Consider the following 16,073-nt stretch of genomic DNA (forward strand, 5'->3'; position numbering starts at 1 on the left):
GGCATTGGTTGATGCTTATAGCCCACAGGCAACAGATTCCACCCGGACGCGACAGCAACAAGAGGCCAAGATGACCCAAGATCTGGAACAAGCCATCGAAACCGCGTGGGAGGCCCGCGCCGAGATCACCCCCGACACGCAAGGCGCCGCCCGCGAGGCCGTGCGCGAGACGCTGCACCGGCTGGACGCGGGCACCCTGCGCGTGGCGGAAAAGCGCGGCACCGACTGGCACGTGAACCAGTGGGCAAAAAAGGCCGTCCTGCTGTCGTTCCGCCTGAACGACATGGAGGAGATGGCCGGCGGCCCGCAGGGCACCAACTGGTGGGACAAGGTGCCGTCCAAGTTCCACGGCTGGACCCAGGACGACTGGCGCCGCGCGGGCTTTCGGGCCGTTCCGGGCGCGATCGTGCGGCGGTCGGCCTTCATCGGCAAGGGTGCGGTGCTGATGCCGTCCTTCGTCAACCTGGGCGCCCATGTGGGCGAGGGCGCGATGGTGGACACCTGGGCCACGGTCGGGTCCTGCGCGCAGATCGGCCGCAACGTCCACCTGTCGGGCGGCGTGGGCATCGGCGGCGTGCTGGAGCCGCTGCAGGCGGGGCCGACGATCATCGAGGACGACTGTTTCATCGGTGCGCGCTCGGAGGTGGTCGAGGGCTGCATCGTGCGCGAGGGCTCGGTTCTGGGGATGGGCGTCTATATCGGCCAGTCGACCAAGATCGTCGATCGCGAGACCGGCAGCGTGACCTATGGCGAGGTTCCGGCCGGATCGGTCGTCGTGTCGGGGTCGATGCCGTCCAAGAACGGCGTGAATCTGTATTGCGCGGTGATCGTCAAGCGCGTGGACGCGCAGACGCGGTCCAAGACCTCGATCAACGAGCTGCTGCGCGACTGATGACCACGCTGTTCATCGATGCGGATGCCTGCCCGGTCAAGGCCGAGGCCGAGCGGGTGGCCATCCGCATGGGTGTGCCGATGGTGCTGGTCTGCAATGGCGGGCTGCGGATGCCCACGCATCCGCTGATCAGGCTGCAGATCGTGTCCGCGGGTCCGGACGAGGCCGACAAGTGGATCGCCGACAGCTGCGGTCCGGGCGACGTGGTGGTGACGGGCGACCTGCCGCTGGCGGATCGCTGCATCAAGGCGGGGGCCGCGGTGCTGACCCATGGGGGCGAAGTGCTGGACATCCGCAACATCGGGCCGCGGCTGGCCACGCGCGACCTGATGGCCGACATCCGCGCGGCGGACCCGTTCCACAAGGGCGGTGGGGCGGGGTTTGGCAAGGCGGACCGGGCGCGGTTCCTGCAATCGCTGGACCGGCTGCTGACCGCCGCACGGCGCGCAGGCTGATCCCGGACCCCGCGGCGGGTCCGTGCGTTGGCCCCGCGACAATCAGGAGAGTTCCATGAGCGATGACACCGTCATCACCGATCTGATCGCCCGCGTGCGTGGCGGTGCCGAGGGCGACAAGGTCAGCGTCGGGCAGATCACCAAGGCGCTGGGGCAGGACTCGCTGCCCCCGAACCTGATGATTCCGGCGCTGGCGGTGGCCTCGCCCCTGTCGGGGGTGCCGCTGTTCTCCAGCATCTGCGGCCTGCTGATCGCGCTGGTGTCGGCACAGATGCTAATGGGGCGCGATCACGTCTGGCTACCGGGGTTCCTGATGCGGCGGCAGGTGGCCGGCGACCGGCTGCGCAAGGCGCTGGACTGGATGGAGCGGCCCGCGCGGTTCCTGGACCGGGTCAGCCACGAGCGGCTGACCCCCCTGGTGCGCCGCCCGATGCGGTGGGTCGTGCAGGCGATCTGCCTGTGCTGCGGGCTGGTGATGCCGCTGCTGGAGTTCATTCCGTTCACCTCGTCCATGATGGGCGTGGTGGTCAGCCTGCTGGCCTTCGGCCTGCTGGCGCGGGACGGGGTGTTCGTGCTGCTGGGGTTCCTGGCGATCGGCGGGGTGGTCACGCTGGTCCTGACCCTGCTGCCCTGAGCGAGGAGCGCGCGACCGGGGCATCGAGCCCCGGCCCCGCGCTGCCGCGGCACGGGCCAGGGGCCCGCGACGCGACATGGCGCGCGCCTCAGATAGGCTTGATCTTGTCGGCGGTTCCGCCGGCAAAGGCCGCCAGGCGGTCGCGGGCCTCGGCCTGGGTGTTCACGACGCCGGCCACGGCCGCCTCGGCATAGGCGGCGTCCAGGGCGCTCATGTTCTGCATGTGGCTGATGGCCGAGCAGATGGCGAAGTTCGACAGGGGCGGGTTCTGCGCGGCCTTGCGCGCGATCTGCAGGGCGTGGGCCGCCGGGTCGTCGACCATGTACTGGCACAGGCCCACCGACACGGCCTCGTCTCCGCGGTACAGGCGGCCGGACAGCATCATGTCGATCATCCGCGCCTTGCCGATCAGGTCGGCCACGCGGATCGTGGCGCCGCCGCCCGTGAACAGGCCGCGCTGCCCCTCGGGGAGGCCGAAATAGGTGCCGGGCCCCGCCACGCGGATATGCGCGGCGCTGGCCAGTTCCAGCCCGCCGCCCACGACCGCGCCCTGCAGCACGGCGATCACCGGCACGCCGCCATATTCCATGCGGTTGAACGCATCGTGCCAGCGTAGGCAGACCTGCATGAACTGCGCCGCAGAACGGTCCTCGCGGTGGTGTTCCACCAGATCCAGCCCGGCGCAGAAATGATCGCCCGCCGCGTCCAGGATCGCGGCGCGCACGCCCGCGCGCGGCAGGGTGGTGAAGATGTCGATCAGCTCCTCGATCGTGGCCAGGTCCAGGGCGTTGCGCTTGGCCGGGCGGTTCAGGGTGACACGGGCGATCCCGTCATCATCCACCGCCAGCAGGATGTTCGACAGCCTCAGATCCGCGATGTCGCGCATGTCCGGTTCCCTCCCTTGACCGTGCGCATCCGGGGATAGCCCGGCCCGCCGCCTGCGTCGAGGCGAAGTTCGCCGTTGGCAAACGCGCGCGAAAGGATCACCCTTGGGCCATCCATTCAGGGAGGGATGCAGCATGAAGGACCTGAACCAGACCAATCAGGCCACCGCCGCCCGCCGCCGCGCCGCCATGGCCCGTGGCGTGGGCGTGATGACCGACCATTTCGCGGCGCACGCCGAAAACGCCACCGTCACCGATATCGAGGGCAACCGCCTGATCGATTTCGCCGCCGGCATCGCGGTCGTGAACACCGGCCACCGCCACCCGCGCGTGATCGACGCCGTCCGCGCGCAGCTGGATGCGTTCACCCATACCTGCCACCAGGTCCTGCCCTATGAGAACTATGTCCGTCTGGCAGAGCGTCTGAACGCCGCCGTGCCGGGCGATTTCGCCAAGAAGACGATCTTTGTCACCACCGGGGCCGAAGCCTGCGAGAATGCGGTCAAGATCGCCCGCGCCGCCACGAAACGCGATGCGGTGATCGCCTTTACCGGGGCGTTCCACGGGCGGACCTTCATGGGGATGACGCTGACCGGCAAGGTCGTGCCCTACAAGAAGGGGTTCGGCGGCATGATGCCCGACGTGTTCCACGCGCCGTTCCCCTGTCCGCTGCACGGGGTGACCACCGCCGACAGCCTTGCGGCCATCGACAAGCTGTTCAAGGCCGATCTGGACCCCGCGCGCGTCGCGGCCATCGTGTTCGAACCGGTGCAGGGCGAGGGGGGCTTTTATCCCGCGCCCACCGATTTCGTGGCCGCCCTCCGGGCGCTGTGCGACAGGCATGGCATCGTGATGATCGCGGACGAGGTGCAGACAGGTTTCGCCCGCACCGGTCGCCTTTTCGCGATGGAGCATCACGGCATCGCCGCCGATCTGGTGACCATGGCCAAGGGTTTGGGCGGCGGGCTGCCCATCGCCGCGGTGACCGGCCGGGCCGAGATCATGGATGCGGCCGAACCCGGGGGCTTGGGCGGCACCTATGGCGGCAACCCCCTGGGGATCGCGGCGGGTCTGGCGGTGCTGGACGTGATCGAGGATGAGGGGCTGTGCGCCCGTGCCGAACGTCTGGGCCAGGCGCTCAAGGCGCGGCTGGCGGCGCTGCAGCCGCGGGTGCCGGAACTAGCCGACATCAGGGGGCCGGGCTTCATGGTCGCGGCCGAGTTCATCGGGCCCGACGGGCCGGATGCGGCGATGACCGCGCGGGTGCGCGAACAGGCGCTGTCCCGCGGGCTGTTGCTGCTGACCTGCGGGGTGCATGGCAACGTGATCCGGTTCCTGGCGCCGCTGACCATCCCGGACGACCAGTTCGCCGAAGCCCTGGACATCCTGGACGACGCGATCCTGGCCGCGCGGGCCTAGGCGCCGATCAGCACCATCAGCGCGGGAATGGTCAGGATGCTGGCCGCGGTCGAGATCAGGATCGCGGTCGACACCCGCTGCTGCGCCAGACCGAAATGCTGGGCCAGGATATAGACGTTGCCCGCCACGGGCAGGCCCGCCGCCACCACCATGATCCCCGCGGCGACCGGATCGACCCCGAACCCCCACGCGGCCAGCCCCACGGCGGCGGGGTGCAGGACCAGCTTGGCCCCCGACAGCCAGGCCGACGGCGCCAGCCGTGCCAGCTTGCGCCCCGCCAGGCTGGCGCCGATGGCAAACAGCGCGCCGGGGGTGGCCGCGGCGCCCAGGATCGACAGGAACTCGTCCAGGGGCCCTGGCATGGGCAGGCCCAGCCCGCCCCAGGACAGGCCCGCGACCATCGCCAGGATCATCGGGTTCGCCGCGATCCCGCGCAGCACGGGCAGGATGGCGGCCACCCCGACCCCGCCATTGCGCGAGGCGTGCACGATCAGCGTGATCAGCGTGGAAAAGACCAGCATGTCGATGATCAGCACCATCAGCACCGGCCCGATGGCCGCGGGGCCCAGCAGCACGACCAGCATCGGCACGCCCAGAAAGCCGGTATTGCCGATCATGCAGCACTGTGCCTCCATCGCGGCCTCGGCGATGCCCAGGCCGCGGGCGCGGGCGACCCACATGCCGATGGCCCAGACCGCCGATGATCCCAGCAGATAGGCCAGCACGAAACGCAGGTCGAACAGCTGGCCCAGATCGACCCCCGCGGCAAAGCGGAACAGCATCGCCGACAGCGCGAAATAGAACACGAATTTCGTCAGCCATGCCGCGCCTTCGGCCGGAAAGAACCGCGTGGCGGCGGCGGCCCAGCCCAGCCCGATCAGGGCAAAGAAGGGCAGGGTCTTCAGCAGGATCTCGATCATGGGGCCCCCAAAGGGGGCCGTCAGCCCGATCCGATCAGCACCCCAACGGCCAGCACCAGACCACCGCCCACCACGACTTGCAAGGTCGCGCGCCAGAAGGGCGTCTGCATCCAGCGGTTCTGGATCCAGGCGATGGCCCACAGCTCGACAAAGACGACGATGATCGCAAGGGTCGTGGCGGTCCAGAAATCGGGGATCAGATAGGGCAGGGCATGGCCCATGCCGCCGACGGTGGTCATCACCCCCGACGACAGCCCGCGCTTGAGCGGCGATCCGCGCCCGGACACCACGCCGTCATCCGACGCGGCCTCGGTAAAGCCCATGCTGATGCCCGCGCCGATGCTGGCGGCGGCGCCGACCAGAAAGGTCGTCCAGGGGTCGTGGGTGGCGAATGCCACCGCAAAGATCGGGGCCAGCGTCGACACGCTGCCGTCCATCAGCCCTGCCAGCCCCGGCTGCACCCAGGTCAGGACGAAGTCGCGATGGGCGACGGCATCCTCCTCGGCGCGGGCATCGGCTGGCAGCAGCTGTTCGGACAGTTCGTGCGCGCGGTTCTCGTGGCCGCGTTCGGCGGCGGCCAGATCGCCCAGCAGCTTGCGCGTGCCGGCGTCCTGGCTGACCTGGGCGGCATGGGCATAGAATTCGGCGGCGTCGCGTTCCATGCCGGCGGCCTCGGCACGGATGCGCTCCAGCGACAGGTTCTCGATCATCCAGGCGGGGCGGCGGGTGACATAGCCTGCGACATGTTCGCGGCGGATGACGGCGATGGCGTCACCCCACCGGCGCTGGTGCATGTCCAGAAGCAGGCGGCGGTGGCCGTCCTCCTCGGCGCTCATGGCGTCGAACACGGCGGCGCTGGCGGGATAGTCCTTGCGCAGGAACGCCGCCCAGTTGCGATAGATGCGGGCGTCGTCCTCCTCGGACGCAATGGCCAGCGCCACGATCTCTCGCTCCGTCAACTCCGACAGGCGCTTGCGCGAGGGCAGAAAGGGCATGGTCATCGTCGGTGCTCAACTCTCTTCGGGGGCAGGATCGGCTGCCTGTCCGGTCGCGGGGCCCGCCTGACCATGAATTCCATGGCGCCGTCGCCCAGATCGCGCATTTCGATCATGGCATGCCCGGCCTGCCCGCAGAAATGCGGCACATCGACCATCGCCATGCGATCCGTCGCGATCAGCCGCACGATGCCCCCTTCGGGCATCGCCAGCAGCTGCTTTCGCAGCCGCAGCACCGGCAGGGGACACAGCAACCCCCGCGCATCCAGTTCCGTCACGATGCCGCCGCGAATCGGTCCAGGCACCAGGACCGCAGCTGGTCGGGGGCGACCCGCACCGCCAGATCGCCCGCGAATTCAAGAAACGCGGCCTGCTGCTGGCGCGGCACGTACAGGATCACCGGCTGGCCATCGGCCACCGCCTGGCCGATCAGGTCGCGAAAGCCGCGGCCCATCGCCTCCTGCCGGCCGAACTTGGGGATCACCACCAGGCCGGCGCCCGCCAGATGGGGCGCGGTGCGCGCCACCGCATCCTCCAGCGCGCCGGTGTCCAGCCGGCAGCCCTGCGCCCCCGGCCCAAGCGACTGAGAGATGCGGACGGGATCGCCCGGATCGCCCAGCACGATCATCTCCATGTCGCAGGCGCAGTCCGGGCCAAGGTCAAGGTTGCGCTGCACCGCGCCCACCACGGGCAGGCCGCGGGCGCGCAGGTCCGACGCCAGCGCCTCCAGCGCCAGGTCGGCGGCGCCGGGCGTCGTGTCGGTGTCGTTTGTGAACCAAGCCAGCATGCCGACCCCCTATACGCCGCTGTCCAGCGCGAATTTCATCAAGCCGTTGATCCCGTCCACGCCCAGCTTCTTCTTCAGCGCCGACGAGGTGTTGGCCGCGGTCTTGTAGCTGACGCCCAACTGATCCGCGATGGCCTGCAGCGCATGCCCCTGCCCGATCAGGGCCAGCACCTGGCGTTCGCGGTCCGACAGCGCGCCCAACGGGTCGCCCGCCGCGCCCGCGCGCAGCGTGGCCAGCGCCATCGCCTGCTTGGGGGCCAGATAGAACTCTCCGGCCTCCAGCGTGCGGACGGCGTCGCGAAAATCGGATGGGGGCGCGTTCTTGGACAGAAACCCCTGCGCGCCCGCCTGCAGGCGCGGGCGGCAAAGCCGGTCTGGTCGTTCATGGAAAAGACCAGGATGCGCGCATCGGGCGCGGCGGCCAGCAGCGGCGTGACCAGGTCCAGCCCGCCCGCGCCGGGCAGGCTGATGTCCAGCACGATCAGGTCGGGGGCGGCGTCGCGGGTCAGCTGGTCCAGCGCCTCCTCTCCGGACATGGCCTGGCCCACCGGGTCATAGCCCAGATCGCGCAGCAGGCGGCTGGCGCCCAGATGGGTGATCGGGTGGTCGTCGATGACCAAGGCGCGTTTCGTCACGGCGTCGTCCTGTTCTCAGTGCTGGCGGTCGTCAGGGCTGTCCGGCCTGCCGGGGCAGGTCCGCGATCAGGCGCGTGCCCGGTGACCCGGCCTCAAGGCGCAGGGTCCCGCCCAGCAGGGTGATGCGTTCGCGCATCCCCGTCAGGCCGGTCCCCTCGCGCCGGTCGGGGGCCATGCCCGCGCCGTCATCGGCCAGCACCATGCGCCAATGCGCCGGATCGGTCCAGAGCCGGATGTCCACGCGGCCCGCCTGCGCGTGGCGCAGGGCGTTCGTGGTGCCCTCCTGCAGGATGCGGAACAGGGTCAGGGCGGTGGCCTCGTCCGGCTCGGGCAGTCCCGCGGCCATGTCCAGCGCAAAGCGGGTGCCCGGAAAGCGGCGGTTCAGGTCCTCCACGTAATCCGCCAGCACCGTGGCCAGCGGCAGCTGTCCCACCGCCATTGGGCGCAGGTCGTCCAGCAGGGCGCGGTTCACGCGGGCGATCTGTTCCGCGATCGCCGCGATCTGGTCGGCCGATGCGGCGGTGGCGGCATCGGGCGCGGCCTCGCGCAAGGCGTCGGCCTCGACCCGCAGGCCGAACAGGCAGGGGCCCATCTCGTCATGCAGGTCGCGGGCGATGGCCTTTCGTTCCGCATCGGCGCGGGCGATCACCTGGTGCTGTAGCCGCGTGCGGTCGGAGCGCGCCTGTTCCAGCGCCTGTGCCAGCCGGTCGGCATGGGCGGCCAGCGCCGCCAGGTCGGGATGGGGCAGCGGGCCGATGCGCCCGTCCAGATCGCCCCGCGTCATGTCCGACAGGCGCGCGGCGATGGTGGCGACCGGGCGCAGCCCCTGCGCCAGCGCCCCGGCGATCAGCGCCGCCTGCAGCGCCGCCGCCGCCAGCGCCAGCGCCATCAGGTCGCGCATGTCGCGCCAGGCGCGGGCGATCTCTTCGGCCGGGTCGCCGGTGATCAGCACATAGCCGCGCGGCCGGCCGTCGATCACCACCGGCAGGCGGGTCTCCTGCGGGTCGGGGGCGACCAGTCCCGCGAACCAGCCCGGCGCGCGCAGCGCCGGGTCTGGCGGGCCCGCGGGCTGGCGCAGCGTGCCGTCCAGCACGTTCAGTATGCCGATGCGGGCGTGTCGCGGTTCGGTCAGCCGTTCGGGCAGCAGCGCCATGATGCGGTCGGGCGGCACCGCCCCCTGCATCGTGCCGATGGTGGCCAGCACCAGGTTGCGCGCCGTCTCCGCGCCCATCCGCGTTTCGGTGGCGATGTCGCGGCGCAGCCGGTCCAGGCTGCCCATCGCCAGCAGGGCGATCAGGCCCAGCTGGACGATCAGGATCAGCGTCAGGATGCGGGTGCGCAGCGTCATGGCGCGACAGTGCCGCCAAGCGGTTGCCGGGGCAATGGCCCGCATCCCCGCCGCAATTTTCGCGCCGGTGAACGGGCGGGCTTTTCTGTCCCAGCGGCCCCGCGTAAGGATATGCGGATGAGCGATTATGACGATCTGGCGGCCCGCATCCGGGCCCTGTGTGCGGGCGAGACCGACGAGGTCGCGCTGATGGCGACCGTCGCCTGCGAACTTCATCATTCCGACGACCGGTTCGACTGGACCGGCTTCTATCGCGTGGTGGGCCCCGAGCTGCTGAAGATCGGCCCCTATCAGGGCGGGCACGGCTGCCTGGTCATCCCGTTTTCCCGCGGGGTCTGCGGGGCGGCGGCGCGCCTGCGCGCGGTCCAGATCGTGCCGGATGTCGAGGCGTTCCCCGGCCACATCGCCTGTTCCAGCAGCACCCGGTCCGAGATCGTGTTGCCTGTCCTGGGCGCGGGCGGGCGGCTGATCGGGGTGCTGGACATCGACAGCGACCGCGCGGATGCCTTTGATCAGGCCGATGCGGATGCGTTGACGGCGATTCTGGCGGATGCCTTCGGGCATCTGTGAACACTTTGGGGGCGGCACGATGATCTGGGACACCTTGGCGAACATCCCCGCGGGGCAGCTGACCGCGTTCATCGCGGGCGGGCTGGTGCTGAATTTTGCGCCCGGACAGGACGTGTTCTTTGCCAGCGCCTGCGGCATCCAGGGCGGGCCGCGCGCGGGGGCCTGGGCCGGGTTCGGCGTGGGGCTGGGCGTGCTGATGCACGTGGCGCTGGCGACCGTGGGCCTGGGCGCGATCGTCGCCGCCCACCCCGAGGCGCTGCGCGCCATCAAGTATGCAGGCGCGGCCTATCTGCTGTGGCTGGCGTGGAAAAGCTGGCGGTCGGGCGACATCGACCCCTCGGCCCGGGGCAGCGTCAGGGTCTGGAACATCATCCGCCGCGGGTTCCTGTCCAACGCGCTGAACCCCAAGCCGGTGCTGTTCCTGCTGGCATTCCTGCCGCAGTTCACCAACCCCGCATGGGGCCCGGTCTGGCAGCAGATCCTGGGCCTGGGGCTGATCTTTGCCTTTACCGGGACGCTGGTGACGATCGGGTACGGCGTCGTCGGCGGGGTCGCGGGCGGGGTGATCGGCAAGCGGCTGGGGCTGGTCAACAAGATCGCCGCCGTCATGTTCGCAGGACTGGCGCTGCGCCTCGTCTGGAAATGACCGAATTCGTCTATGCGCCGCCGCCGGACATCCCGGTGGTGATCCATGCCGACGACCACGTGCTGGTCGTGGACAAGCAGGCGGGGCTGCTGTCCGTACCGGGGCGCGGAGAGGACCGGGCCGACTGCCTGATCGCCCGCCTGCGCGAGGCGTTTCCGACCGTGCTGCTGGTGCACCGGCTGGACCTGGATACGTCGGGGGTGATGGTCTTCGCCCTGACCCCGCATGCGCAACGCCACCTGTCCAAGCAGTTCGAGGATCGGCTGACCAAAAAGGTCTATGTCGCGCGGCTGTCGGGCCGCCTGCAGCCAGAGACGGGGCGGGTCGACCTGCCGCTGATCGTGGATTGGCCGAACCGGCCACGCCAGAAGGTCGATCATGCCGAAGGCCGGCCCGCCCAGACCGACTGGCGCGTGGTCCGCGCCACGGACGCGGAAACGCGGGTGCGCCTGATGCCCGTCACCGGGCGCAGCCATCAGTTGCGGGTCCACATGGCGTCGCTGGGCCACGCGATCCTGGGCGATCCGCTGTATGCGGATGGCGACGCCGCCGATCACCCGCGCCTGATGCTGCATGCCGAAAGCCTGCGGTTCCGGCACCCCGAAACCGGGGTGCAGACCGGGTTTTCGGCGACGGTACCGTTCTAGGCGTCTGCCTCCGCGTACCACGGCGCGACGACGACCTGCGTGCCCGACCCGCCCTCGGCGACCAAGGCTGCGAAGCGTCCAGGTCGCTGCCCCGGTGGTGATAGGGATAGACCGCGTCGGGCGCGAAAGCGGTGACCGCCGCCGCCGCCTGATCCACCGACATGGTATAGGGCAGGTTCATCGGCAGGAACGCCACGTGGATGTCGGTCAGGGCGCGCAGTTCGGGCGTGTCCTCGGTATCGCCGGCGATCAGGAAGCGCTGGCCGCCGATGGTCAGGATATAGCCGTTGTCGCGGCCCTTGGGGTGGTTCTGCAGGCGGTCTTCGGTGATGTTATAGGCCGGGATCGCCTCGATCGGCAGGCCCAGGGCCTCTCCGGTATCGCCATTGGCCATCGTCGTGGTGCGTTCGGCCATGGCCGCGGGCAGCATCCCGGCCACGGCGGGGTTGGCGATGATCGGCACCTGCGGCAGGGCGTCCAGCGTCGGTTGGTCGTAATGGTCGCCGTGTTCGTGCGTGATCAGGATCAGGTCCGGCGCCGGCAGGTCGGCATAGGCCTCGGCCCCGCCGACCGGGTCGACAAGGATCACCCCGGCAGGCGTTTCCAGAACCATGCTGGCGTGATCGACCGGGTGGATCACGACCTCTCCGCCCTCGACCGCGTGGCGAAAGCCGCCGTCCTGCGCGCGGGCGGCGCGGGGCAGGACAAGGGCGGGAATGACGGCGGTGCCCATCAGGGCGGCGGCCAGTTTCAGGCCGGTGCGACGGGTCAGGTGCATGCTGTCTCCTGCGGAAGCGGGGAAAGAAAGGCCAACCCGGGCGGGAGGGTGGAGGTTCCGCCGCGCGCTTGCGGCGCAATGCCACGTGACCTACAGATCGGTCGGCAAGCCATGGCAGGGGATCGGGATGACACATCTGTGGGTCAGGGCGGAAAGCCGCCCGAACGAGGATCGCGTGGGCATCACCCCCGACGGGGTCGCGGCGCTGATCCGGCAGGGCATGCGCGTCACGGTCGAGGACAGCCACCGCCGGATCATCCCGACCGACGCCTATGCCAAGGCCGGCGCCACCATCGCCCCCGAGGGCAGCTGGCCCACCGCACCCGACGACGCCATCGTCTTCGGCCTCAAGGAACTGCCCGAGAACGGCACCCCCCTGCGCCACCGCCACATCATGTTCGGCCACGCCTTCAAGGGCCAGCCCGCTGGGCGGGTGCTGCTGGACCGGTTCAAGGCCGGGGGCGGGGCGCTGTACGATCTGGAATACCTGACCGACGACAGCGGGCGCAGGCTGGCGGCGTTCGGGTATTGGGCGGGCTATGCGGGGGCGGCGGTGTCGCTGATGGCGTGGACCGCCCAGCAGTCGGGCGGCATCTGCGGCCCGGTCCGCGCCTTTCCCGACCGCCATCACCTGCTGGACGACCTGCGCGCCCGGATGGACGCCACCGGCCGCCCGCGTCCGCGCGCCATCGTCATCGGCGCCAAGGGCCGCGTGGGCAGCGGTGCGGCCGACCTGCTGACCGCGATGGGCGTCGCGGTGACCGCTTGGGACATGGCCGAGACCGCCCATGGCGGCCCCTTTCCCGAGGTGCTGATGCACGACATCTTCGTCAACGCGATCCTGGCCCATCCCGGCGCGCCGGTCTTCGTGCCCGCCAGCGCCGTGGCGCCGGGCCGTGCGCTGACCGTGATCGGCGACGTGGCCTGCGATCCGACCAGCGATTTTTCCCCGATCAAGGTCTATGAACGCACCACCACCTGGGACGCGCCCGTGCTGCGGGTGACGGATGCGCCGGTGCTGGACGGGATGGCGATCGACAACCTGCCCTCGATGCTGCCCCGCGAAAGCAGCGAGGATTACGCGGCCCAGCTGCTGCCCGTGCTGCAGGGGTTGGACGATCCCGATGCGGGGGCCTGGGGCCGGGCGGGCGCGCTGTTTCGCGACCATCGCGACGCGCACTGACATGAGGGGCTGACACGTCAATCTGACAATGACGTGTTGCCGCAGGGGGGAACGCGGGGCCGTGTCATGAATTGGGCAAGGTATTCACCAGACCGGAGAACCCACATGACGCGCCGTACGACGACAAGCCTGACCACCCTTGCCGCCACAGGATTTCTGGCCTCGATGGCCGCGGCGCAGGGTTTCAATGATGCGACCCCCAACGGGGCCGCCTATGACCAGCAGCCCGCCTTCGAGGGCCAGACCCGCGCACCCATGCTGGAGAGCGACGGCCTGCAGCAGCAGGTCCTGGTCGAAGGGCTGGAGCATCCCTGGGGTCTGCAGGAGCTGCCCGACGGCAACTGGCTGATCACCGAACGTCCCGGCCGGATGCGCATCTATACCACCGACGGCACCCTGTCCGAGCCCATCCAGGGCCTGCCCGAGGTCGATGCCCGCGATCAGGGCGGCCTGCACGACGTGTCCGTGGCCGACGATTTCGCCGACACCCGCCGCGTCTGGTGGACCTATGCCGAACCCCGCGGCGACGGCACCAACGCCACGGCTGTCGCGACTGGTATCCTGTCGGAGGACGGCACCACGATGGACGACGTCCAGCGCATCTGGCAACAGCAGCCGGCCTGGGCCTCGACCAAGCATTTCGGGGCGCGGATCGTCCATGACGGCGAAGGCCATATCTTTGTGGGCCTGGGAGAGCGCAGCGACCCGGAACCGCGCCAGTATGCGCAGGACCCGCAGGCCACGTTGGGCAAGATCGTCCGCATCAATGCCACCGACGGCACCCCCGCCGGCGCCGGCATCGACGGCGCCCTGCCCGAAATCTGGTCGACCGGCCACCGCAACATCCAGGGTGCGGCCATGGGCCCCGACGGCCAGCTGTGGATGAACGAGCACGGCCCCAAGGGCGGCGACGAGCTGAACGCCGTCGAGGGCGGCCTGAACTATGGCTGGCCGCTGGCCACCTATGGCACCGACTATAGCGGTGCCGAGATGGGCGCGACCCAGGTCGACGGGACCGAACAGCCGGTCTATTACTGGGACCCGTCGCCCGCGATCAGCGGCATGGCCTTCTATGACGGCGACATGTTCCCCGACTGGCAGGGTGACGCGCTGATCGGCGGGTTGCGGTCGGGCGACATCATCCGGCTGGAGATGGACGGCACCACCGTCACCGGAGAGGCGCGCCTGGCCCAAGGCATCGGCCGCGTCCGCGAGGTCGAGGTCGCGCAGGACGGCGCCCTTGTCATCATCACCGATGAGGAAAACGGCCGTCTTGTCCGCCTGACCCCCGAAGGCTGATCCAGCCAAAGGCAGATTTGGGGCGGTCCTGCGGGGCCGCCCTTTGTCATACCGGGCGCTGCAGGTCGTCCTCGGCATCTTCGGGAGAGATGCCCAAGCCCTCCAGCCCGGCCTCCAGCAGGTCGGCCAGACGGGGTTCGCCCATCAGGTAATCCTCGGTCGGGATGGTCCGTTCGATCCGCGCGGTGCGGATCGCCTCGTCCAACTCGGACGGCTCAAAGCTTTCGCGCCCGATCCACATGACGGCGACCAAGCTGGCCTGTTCGTCCTCATTCAGCCCTTCGATGAAATCATGCAGCTCGGACCGGGTGCCATGCTGGCGACCGCCGCCCTGATGGGCCCAAGGGTTGACGCCGCTTTCGTAATCGCGGGCGCGGATGATCACATGGGCGATCTTGTCGATGGCAATCTGCAGCATCGCGGCACCTCCTGGTTGGGGGCAGGATCGGCCCGCGCGGGCGCTGCGTCAATCCCTGCGACCGAACAGGCGTTCGATGTCGGACAACTGCAGCTTGACCCAGGTCGGACGGCCGTGGTTGCACTGGCCCGATTTCGGCGTACGCTCCATCTCGCGCAGAAGGGCGTTCATCTCGTCCGCGCCCATCCGGCGGCCCGACCGGACCGACCCGTGGCAGGCCATCGACGACAGAACAGCATCGATGCGCGCCTGCAGCCGGTCCGACGCGCCCTGATCGGCCAGATCGTCCAGGATGTCGCGGATCAGCGCGCGCCCGTCCAGCCGCGCCAGCATCGCGGGGACCTCGCGCAGCGCGACCGCACCGGGGCCGAACGGCTCGATCACCAGCCCAAGGGCTGCCAGATCGGCGGCGATGGACAGGATGCGGTCGGCATCGGCGGGGGGCAGCTCGACGATCTCGGGGATCAGCAGGGCCTGGGCCGGAATGCCCGCGGCTTGGGCCTGCGCCTTCAGCCGCTCATAGACCAGCCGTTCATGGGCCGCATGCTGATCGACGATCACCAGCCCGTCGGCGGTCTGCGCGATGATATAATTCTCGTGGATCTGCGCGCGTGCGGCGCCAAGGGGGGCCTCGTCCACCGGCGTGTCGACCACGACCGGGTCGAACCGCGCCGACGGCGTCTCGGCAAAGCCCGGCATCTGCAATTCCAGCCCCGCCCGCAGCGCCGCCTGCGACGGCCTGTCGGCCTGCCAAGCGGGTCGTGCGTCGGGCCGCGGTTCGATCCGCACCGCCTGCAGCGTCGCGTCCCCTACCGTGCTGGAGGCCCGGTGCCCCGCCCCGGCCATCGCGTGACGCAGGCTGCCCACCACCAGACCGCGGGCCGATTGCGGGTCGCGGAACCGGACCTCGGCCTTGGCCGGGTGGACGTTCACGTCGACCATCTGCGGATCGCATTCCAGAAACAGCACCGCCGCCGGATGCCGTCCCGCCGCCAGCACGTCCATGTACCCCGCCCGCAGCGCCCCGGTCAGCAGCTTGTCCCGCACCGGCCGGCCGTTCACGTACAGGTGCTGCGCCACCGCAGCCCCGCGCGAATAGGTGGGCAGGGCGGCATAGCCCGTCAGGGTGATCCCGTCGCGTTCGGCATCCATCGGCAGGGCATTGTCGATGAAATCGGCGCCCATCAGCCGGGTCAGGCGGGTGGTCAGCGCACCGAACAGCTCTCCCTGTTCGGCGTCGGCGCGAAAGATCTCTCGCCCGTCGGCGGTCAGCGAAAAGCCGACATAGGGTTCGGCCATCGCCAGCCTGCGCACGGTTTCGGCGACGGCCTGCGTTTCCGCCCGGTCGGTGCGCAGGAACTTCAGCCGCGCGGGCGTGGCAAAGAACAGATCGCGCAGCTCGACCACGGTGCCGCAATTGGCCGCCGCCGGGCGCAGCGGGTCCAGCCGCCCCCCGTCACCGCGATGGACGCCCCCTCGGCCCCCTGGCGCGCGCGAGGGTGATGGGTCAGCCGCCCGACCGCGCCAAGGCGACGGCAGCGCCTCGCCGCGAAAGCCGAAGCT

19 protein-coding genes and 1 pseudogene are annotated in these 16,073 nt (G+C 70.0%); 9 read left to right on the plus strand and 11 right to left on the minus strand.

Annotated features, from left to right (window positions below; translation table 11 throughout):
* Nucleotides 1-70 precede the first annotated feature (70 nt).
* Genes dapD through TY51_RS04520 form a run of 3 tightly spaced genes read left to right on the plus strand, consistent with a single transcriptional unit; the run spans nt 71 to nt 1,981 of the window.
* Nucleotides 71-892, plus strand: a complete 822-nt coding sequence (dapD, locus tag TY51_RS04510) for a 2,3,4,5-tetrahydropyridine-2,6-dicarboxylate N-succinyltransferase (protein ID WP_042246422.1) — start codon at nt 71-73, stop codon at nt 890-892.
* Nucleotides 892-1,347, plus strand: coding sequence for a YaiI/YqxD family protein (locus TY51_RS04515; RefSeq protein WP_042246424.1), 456 nt, complete (start codon nt 892-894; stop codon nt 1,345-1,347). Before dapD ends, TY51_RS04515 begins: the two co-directional genes overlap by 1 nt.
* Before the next feature lie 55 nt (nt 1,348-1,402).
* Nucleotides 1,403-1,981 (plus strand): exopolysaccharide biosynthesis protein, encoded by a 579-nt coding sequence (locus TY51_RS04520; RefSeq protein WP_042246428.1) that lies wholly within the window; start codon nt 1,403-1,405, stop codon nt 1,979-1,981.
* 88 nt (nt 1,982-2,069) lie between these two features.
* On the opposite strand, the gene TY51_RS04525 is transcribed toward TY51_RS04520, so the two are convergent.
* The gene (locus tag TY51_RS04525; protein WP_042246430.1) at nt 2,070-2,867 is read right to left on the minus strand and encodes a crotonase/enoyl-CoA hydratase family protein; all 798 of its coding nucleotides are present in this window, start codon (nt 2,865-2,867) and stop codon (nt 2,070-2,072) included.
* 133 nt (nt 2,868-3,000) lie between these two features.
* On the opposite strand from TY51_RS04525, the gene TY51_RS04530 reads away from it, so the two are divergent.
* The gene (locus TY51_RS04530) at nt 3,001-4,284 is read left to right on the plus strand and encodes a 4-aminobutyrate--2-oxoglutarate transaminase (protein WP_042246433.1); all 1,284 of its coding nucleotides are present in this window, start codon (nt 3,001-3,003) and stop codon (nt 4,282-4,284) included.
* Here the strand turns inward: TY51_RS04530 and TY51_RS04535 are convergent.
* From TY51_RS04535 to TY51_RS04560, 7 genes are read right to left on the minus strand one after another with little or no spacing between them, the layout of a single operon-like run.
* Nucleotides 4,281-5,204: an AEC family transporter gene (locus TY51_RS04535; RefSeq protein WP_042246437.1), complete on the minus strand. Its 924-nt coding sequence runs from the start codon at nt 5,202-5,204 to the stop codon at nt 4,281-4,283. The two genes, TY51_RS04530 and TY51_RS04535, sit on opposite strands and share 4 nt — an antisense overlap.
* 20 nt (nt 5,205-5,224) lie before the next feature.
* Nucleotides 5,225-6,199: an iron exporter MbfA gene (mbfA, locus tag TY51_RS04540; protein WP_042246472.1), complete on the minus strand. Its 975-nt coding sequence runs from the start codon at nt 6,197-6,199 to the stop codon at nt 5,225-5,227.
* 2 nt (nt 6,200-6,201) lie between these two features.
* Nucleotides 6,202-6,477, minus strand: coding sequence for a sulfurtransferase TusA family protein (locus tag TY51_RS04545; protein WP_042246440.1), 276 nt, complete (start codon nt 6,475-6,477; stop codon nt 6,202-6,204).
* A complete protein-coding gene (locus tag TY51_RS04550; RefSeq protein WP_042246443.1) occupies nt 6,474-6,986 on the minus strand; it encodes a DUF2478 domain-containing protein in 513 nt (170 codons plus the stop codon). Before TY51_RS04550 ends, TY51_RS04545 begins: the two co-directional genes overlap by 4 nt.
* Nucleotides 6,987-6,995: 9 nt before the next feature.
* Nucleotides 6,996-7,187, minus strand: a complete 192-nt coding sequence (locus TY51_RS20070; protein WP_197054640.1) for a response regulator transcription factor — start codon at nt 7,185-7,187, stop codon at nt 6,996-6,998.
* Nucleotides 7,145-7,621 carry a response regulator transcription factor gene (locus tag TY51_RS04555; RefSeq protein WP_052649777.1) on the minus strand — a complete coding sequence of 159 codons (477 nt, stop codon included), beginning with the start codon at nt 7,619-7,621 and terminating at the stop codon, nt 7,145-7,147. Before TY51_RS04555 ends, TY51_RS20070 begins: the two co-directional genes overlap by 43 nt.
* Nucleotides 7,622-7,652: 31 nt before the next feature.
* The gene (locus TY51_RS04560) at nt 7,653-8,969 is read right to left on the minus strand and encodes a histidine kinase (protein WP_042246446.1); all 1,317 of its coding nucleotides are present in this window, start codon (nt 8,967-8,969) and stop codon (nt 7,653-7,655) included.
* 117 nt (nt 8,970-9,086) lie between these two features.
* Between TY51_RS04560 and TY51_RS04565 the strand changes: the two genes are divergently transcribed.
* The 3 genes from TY51_RS04565 to TY51_RS04575 are packed head-to-tail and all read left to right on the plus strand — an operon-like array spanning nt 9,087 to nt 10,832.
* Entirely contained in the window at nt 9,087-9,539 is a 453-nt protein-coding gene (locus TY51_RS04565) for a GAF domain-containing protein (RefSeq protein ID WP_042246449.1), read from the plus strand.
* Nucleotides 9,540-9,558: 19 nt separating this feature from the next.
* Nucleotides 9,559-10,185 carry a LysE family translocator gene (locus TY51_RS04570; protein WP_042246475.1) on the plus strand — a complete coding sequence of 209 codons (627 nt, stop codon included), beginning with the start codon at nt 9,559-9,561 and terminating at the stop codon, nt 10,183-10,185.
* A complete protein-coding gene (locus TY51_RS04575) occupies nt 10,182-10,832 on the plus strand; it encodes a pseudouridine synthase (protein WP_042246452.1) in 651 nt (216 codons plus the stop codon). The genes TY51_RS04570 and TY51_RS04575 overlap by 4 nt, the downstream gene beginning before the upstream one ends.
* A gap of 154 nt (nt 10,833-10,986) precedes the next feature.
* Here TY51_RS04575 and TY51_RS23160 read toward each other — a convergent pair.
* Nucleotides 10,987-11,610: pseudogene (locus tag TY51_RS23160) on the minus strand (MBL fold metallo-hydrolase); the annotation flags it as partial.
* A gap of 127 nt (nt 11,611-11,737) precedes the next feature.
* Here TY51_RS23160 and TY51_RS04585 point away from each other — a divergent pair.
* Both TY51_RS04585 and TY51_RS04590 read left to right on the plus strand, forming a co-directional pair.
* The gene (locus TY51_RS04585) at nt 11,738-12,793 is read left to right on the plus strand and encodes a saccharopine dehydrogenase (protein WP_042246455.1); all 1,056 of its coding nucleotides are present in this window, start codon (nt 11,738-11,740) and stop codon (nt 12,791-12,793) included.
* A 105-nt stretch (nt 12,794-12,898) separates the two neighbouring features.
* Entirely contained in the window at nt 12,899-14,092 is a 1,194-nt protein-coding gene (locus tag TY51_RS04590; protein WP_042246458.1) for a PQQ-dependent sugar dehydrogenase, read from the plus strand.
* A 46-nt stretch (nt 14,093-14,138) separates the two neighbouring features.
* On the opposite strand, the gene TY51_RS04595 is transcribed toward TY51_RS04590, so the two are convergent.
* Both TY51_RS04595 and mutL read right to left on the minus strand, forming a co-directional pair.
* Nucleotides 14,139-14,510, minus strand: coding sequence for a DUF3775 domain-containing protein (locus TY51_RS04595; RefSeq protein WP_042246459.1), 372 nt, complete (start codon nt 14,508-14,510; stop codon nt 14,139-14,141).
* A gap of 48 nt (nt 14,511-14,558) precedes the next feature.
* A partial coding sequence (gene mutL, locus TY51_RS04600; RefSeq protein WP_042246478.1) for a DNA mismatch repair endonuclease MutL occupies nt 14,559-16,073 on the minus strand: 1,515 nt, incomplete at its 5' end.

The sequence above is a fragment of the Paracoccus sp. PAMC 22219 genome (assembly GCF_000787695.1).
Classification (GTDB): domain Bacteria; phylum Pseudomonadota; class Alphaproteobacteria; order Rhodobacterales; family Rhodobacteraceae; genus Paracoccus.

Excerpts from the sequence above, each read along its gene's own strand:
- dapD (WP_042246422.1), top strand. The coding sequence starts at position 71 with ATGACCCAAGATCTGGAACAAGCCATCGAAACCGCGTGGGAGGCCCGC.
- TY51_RS04515 (WP_042246424.1), top strand. The coding sequence starts at position 892 with ATGACCACGCTGTTCATCGATGCGGATGCCTGCCCGGTCAAGGCCGAG.
- TY51_RS04520 (WP_042246428.1), top strand. The coding sequence starts at position 1,403 with ATGAGCGATGACACCGTCATCACCGATCTGATCGCCCGCGTGCGTGGC.
- TY51_RS04525 (WP_042246430.1), bottom strand. The coding sequence starts at position 2,867 with ATGCGCGACATCGCGGATCTGAGGCTGTCGAACATCCTGCTGGCGGTG.
- TY51_RS04530 (WP_042246433.1), top strand. The coding sequence starts at position 3,001 with ATGAAGGACCTGAACCAGACCAATCAGGCCACCGCCGCCCGCCGCCGC.
- TY51_RS04535 (WP_042246437.1), bottom strand. The coding sequence starts at position 5,204 with ATGATCGAGATCCTGCTGAAGACCCTGCCCTTCTTTGCCCTGATCGGG.
- mbfA (WP_042246472.1), bottom strand. The coding sequence starts at position 6,199 with ATGCCCTTTCTGCCCTCGCGCAAGCGCCTGTCGGAGTTGACGGAGCGA.
- TY51_RS04550 (WP_042246443.1), bottom strand. The coding sequence starts at position 6,986 with ATGCTGGCTTGGTTCACAAACGACACCGACACGACGCCCGGCGCCGCC.
- TY51_RS04560 (WP_042246446.1), bottom strand. The coding sequence starts at position 8,969 with ATGACGCTGCGCACCCGCATCCTGACGCTGATCCTGATCGTCCAGCTG.
- TY51_RS04565 (WP_042246449.1), top strand. The coding sequence starts at position 9,087 with ATGAGCGATTATGACGATCTGGCGGCCCGCATCCGGGCCCTGTGTGCG.
- TY51_RS04570 (WP_042246475.1), top strand. The coding sequence starts at position 9,559 with ATGATCTGGGACACCTTGGCGAACATCCCCGCGGGGCAGCTGACCGCG.
- TY51_RS04575 (WP_042246452.1), top strand. The coding sequence starts at position 10,182 with ATGACCGAATTCGTCTATGCGCCGCCGCCGGACATCCCGGTGGTGATC.
- TY51_RS04585 (WP_042246455.1), top strand. The coding sequence starts at position 11,738 with ATGACACATCTGTGGGTCAGGGCGGAAAGCCGCCCGAACGAGGATCGC.
- TY51_RS04590 (WP_042246458.1), top strand. The coding sequence starts at position 12,899 with ATGACGCGCCGTACGACGACAAGCCTGACCACCCTTGCCGCCACAGGA.
- TY51_RS04595 (WP_042246459.1), bottom strand. The coding sequence starts at position 14,510 with ATGCTGCAGATTGCCATCGACAAGATCGCCCATGTGATCATCCGCGCC.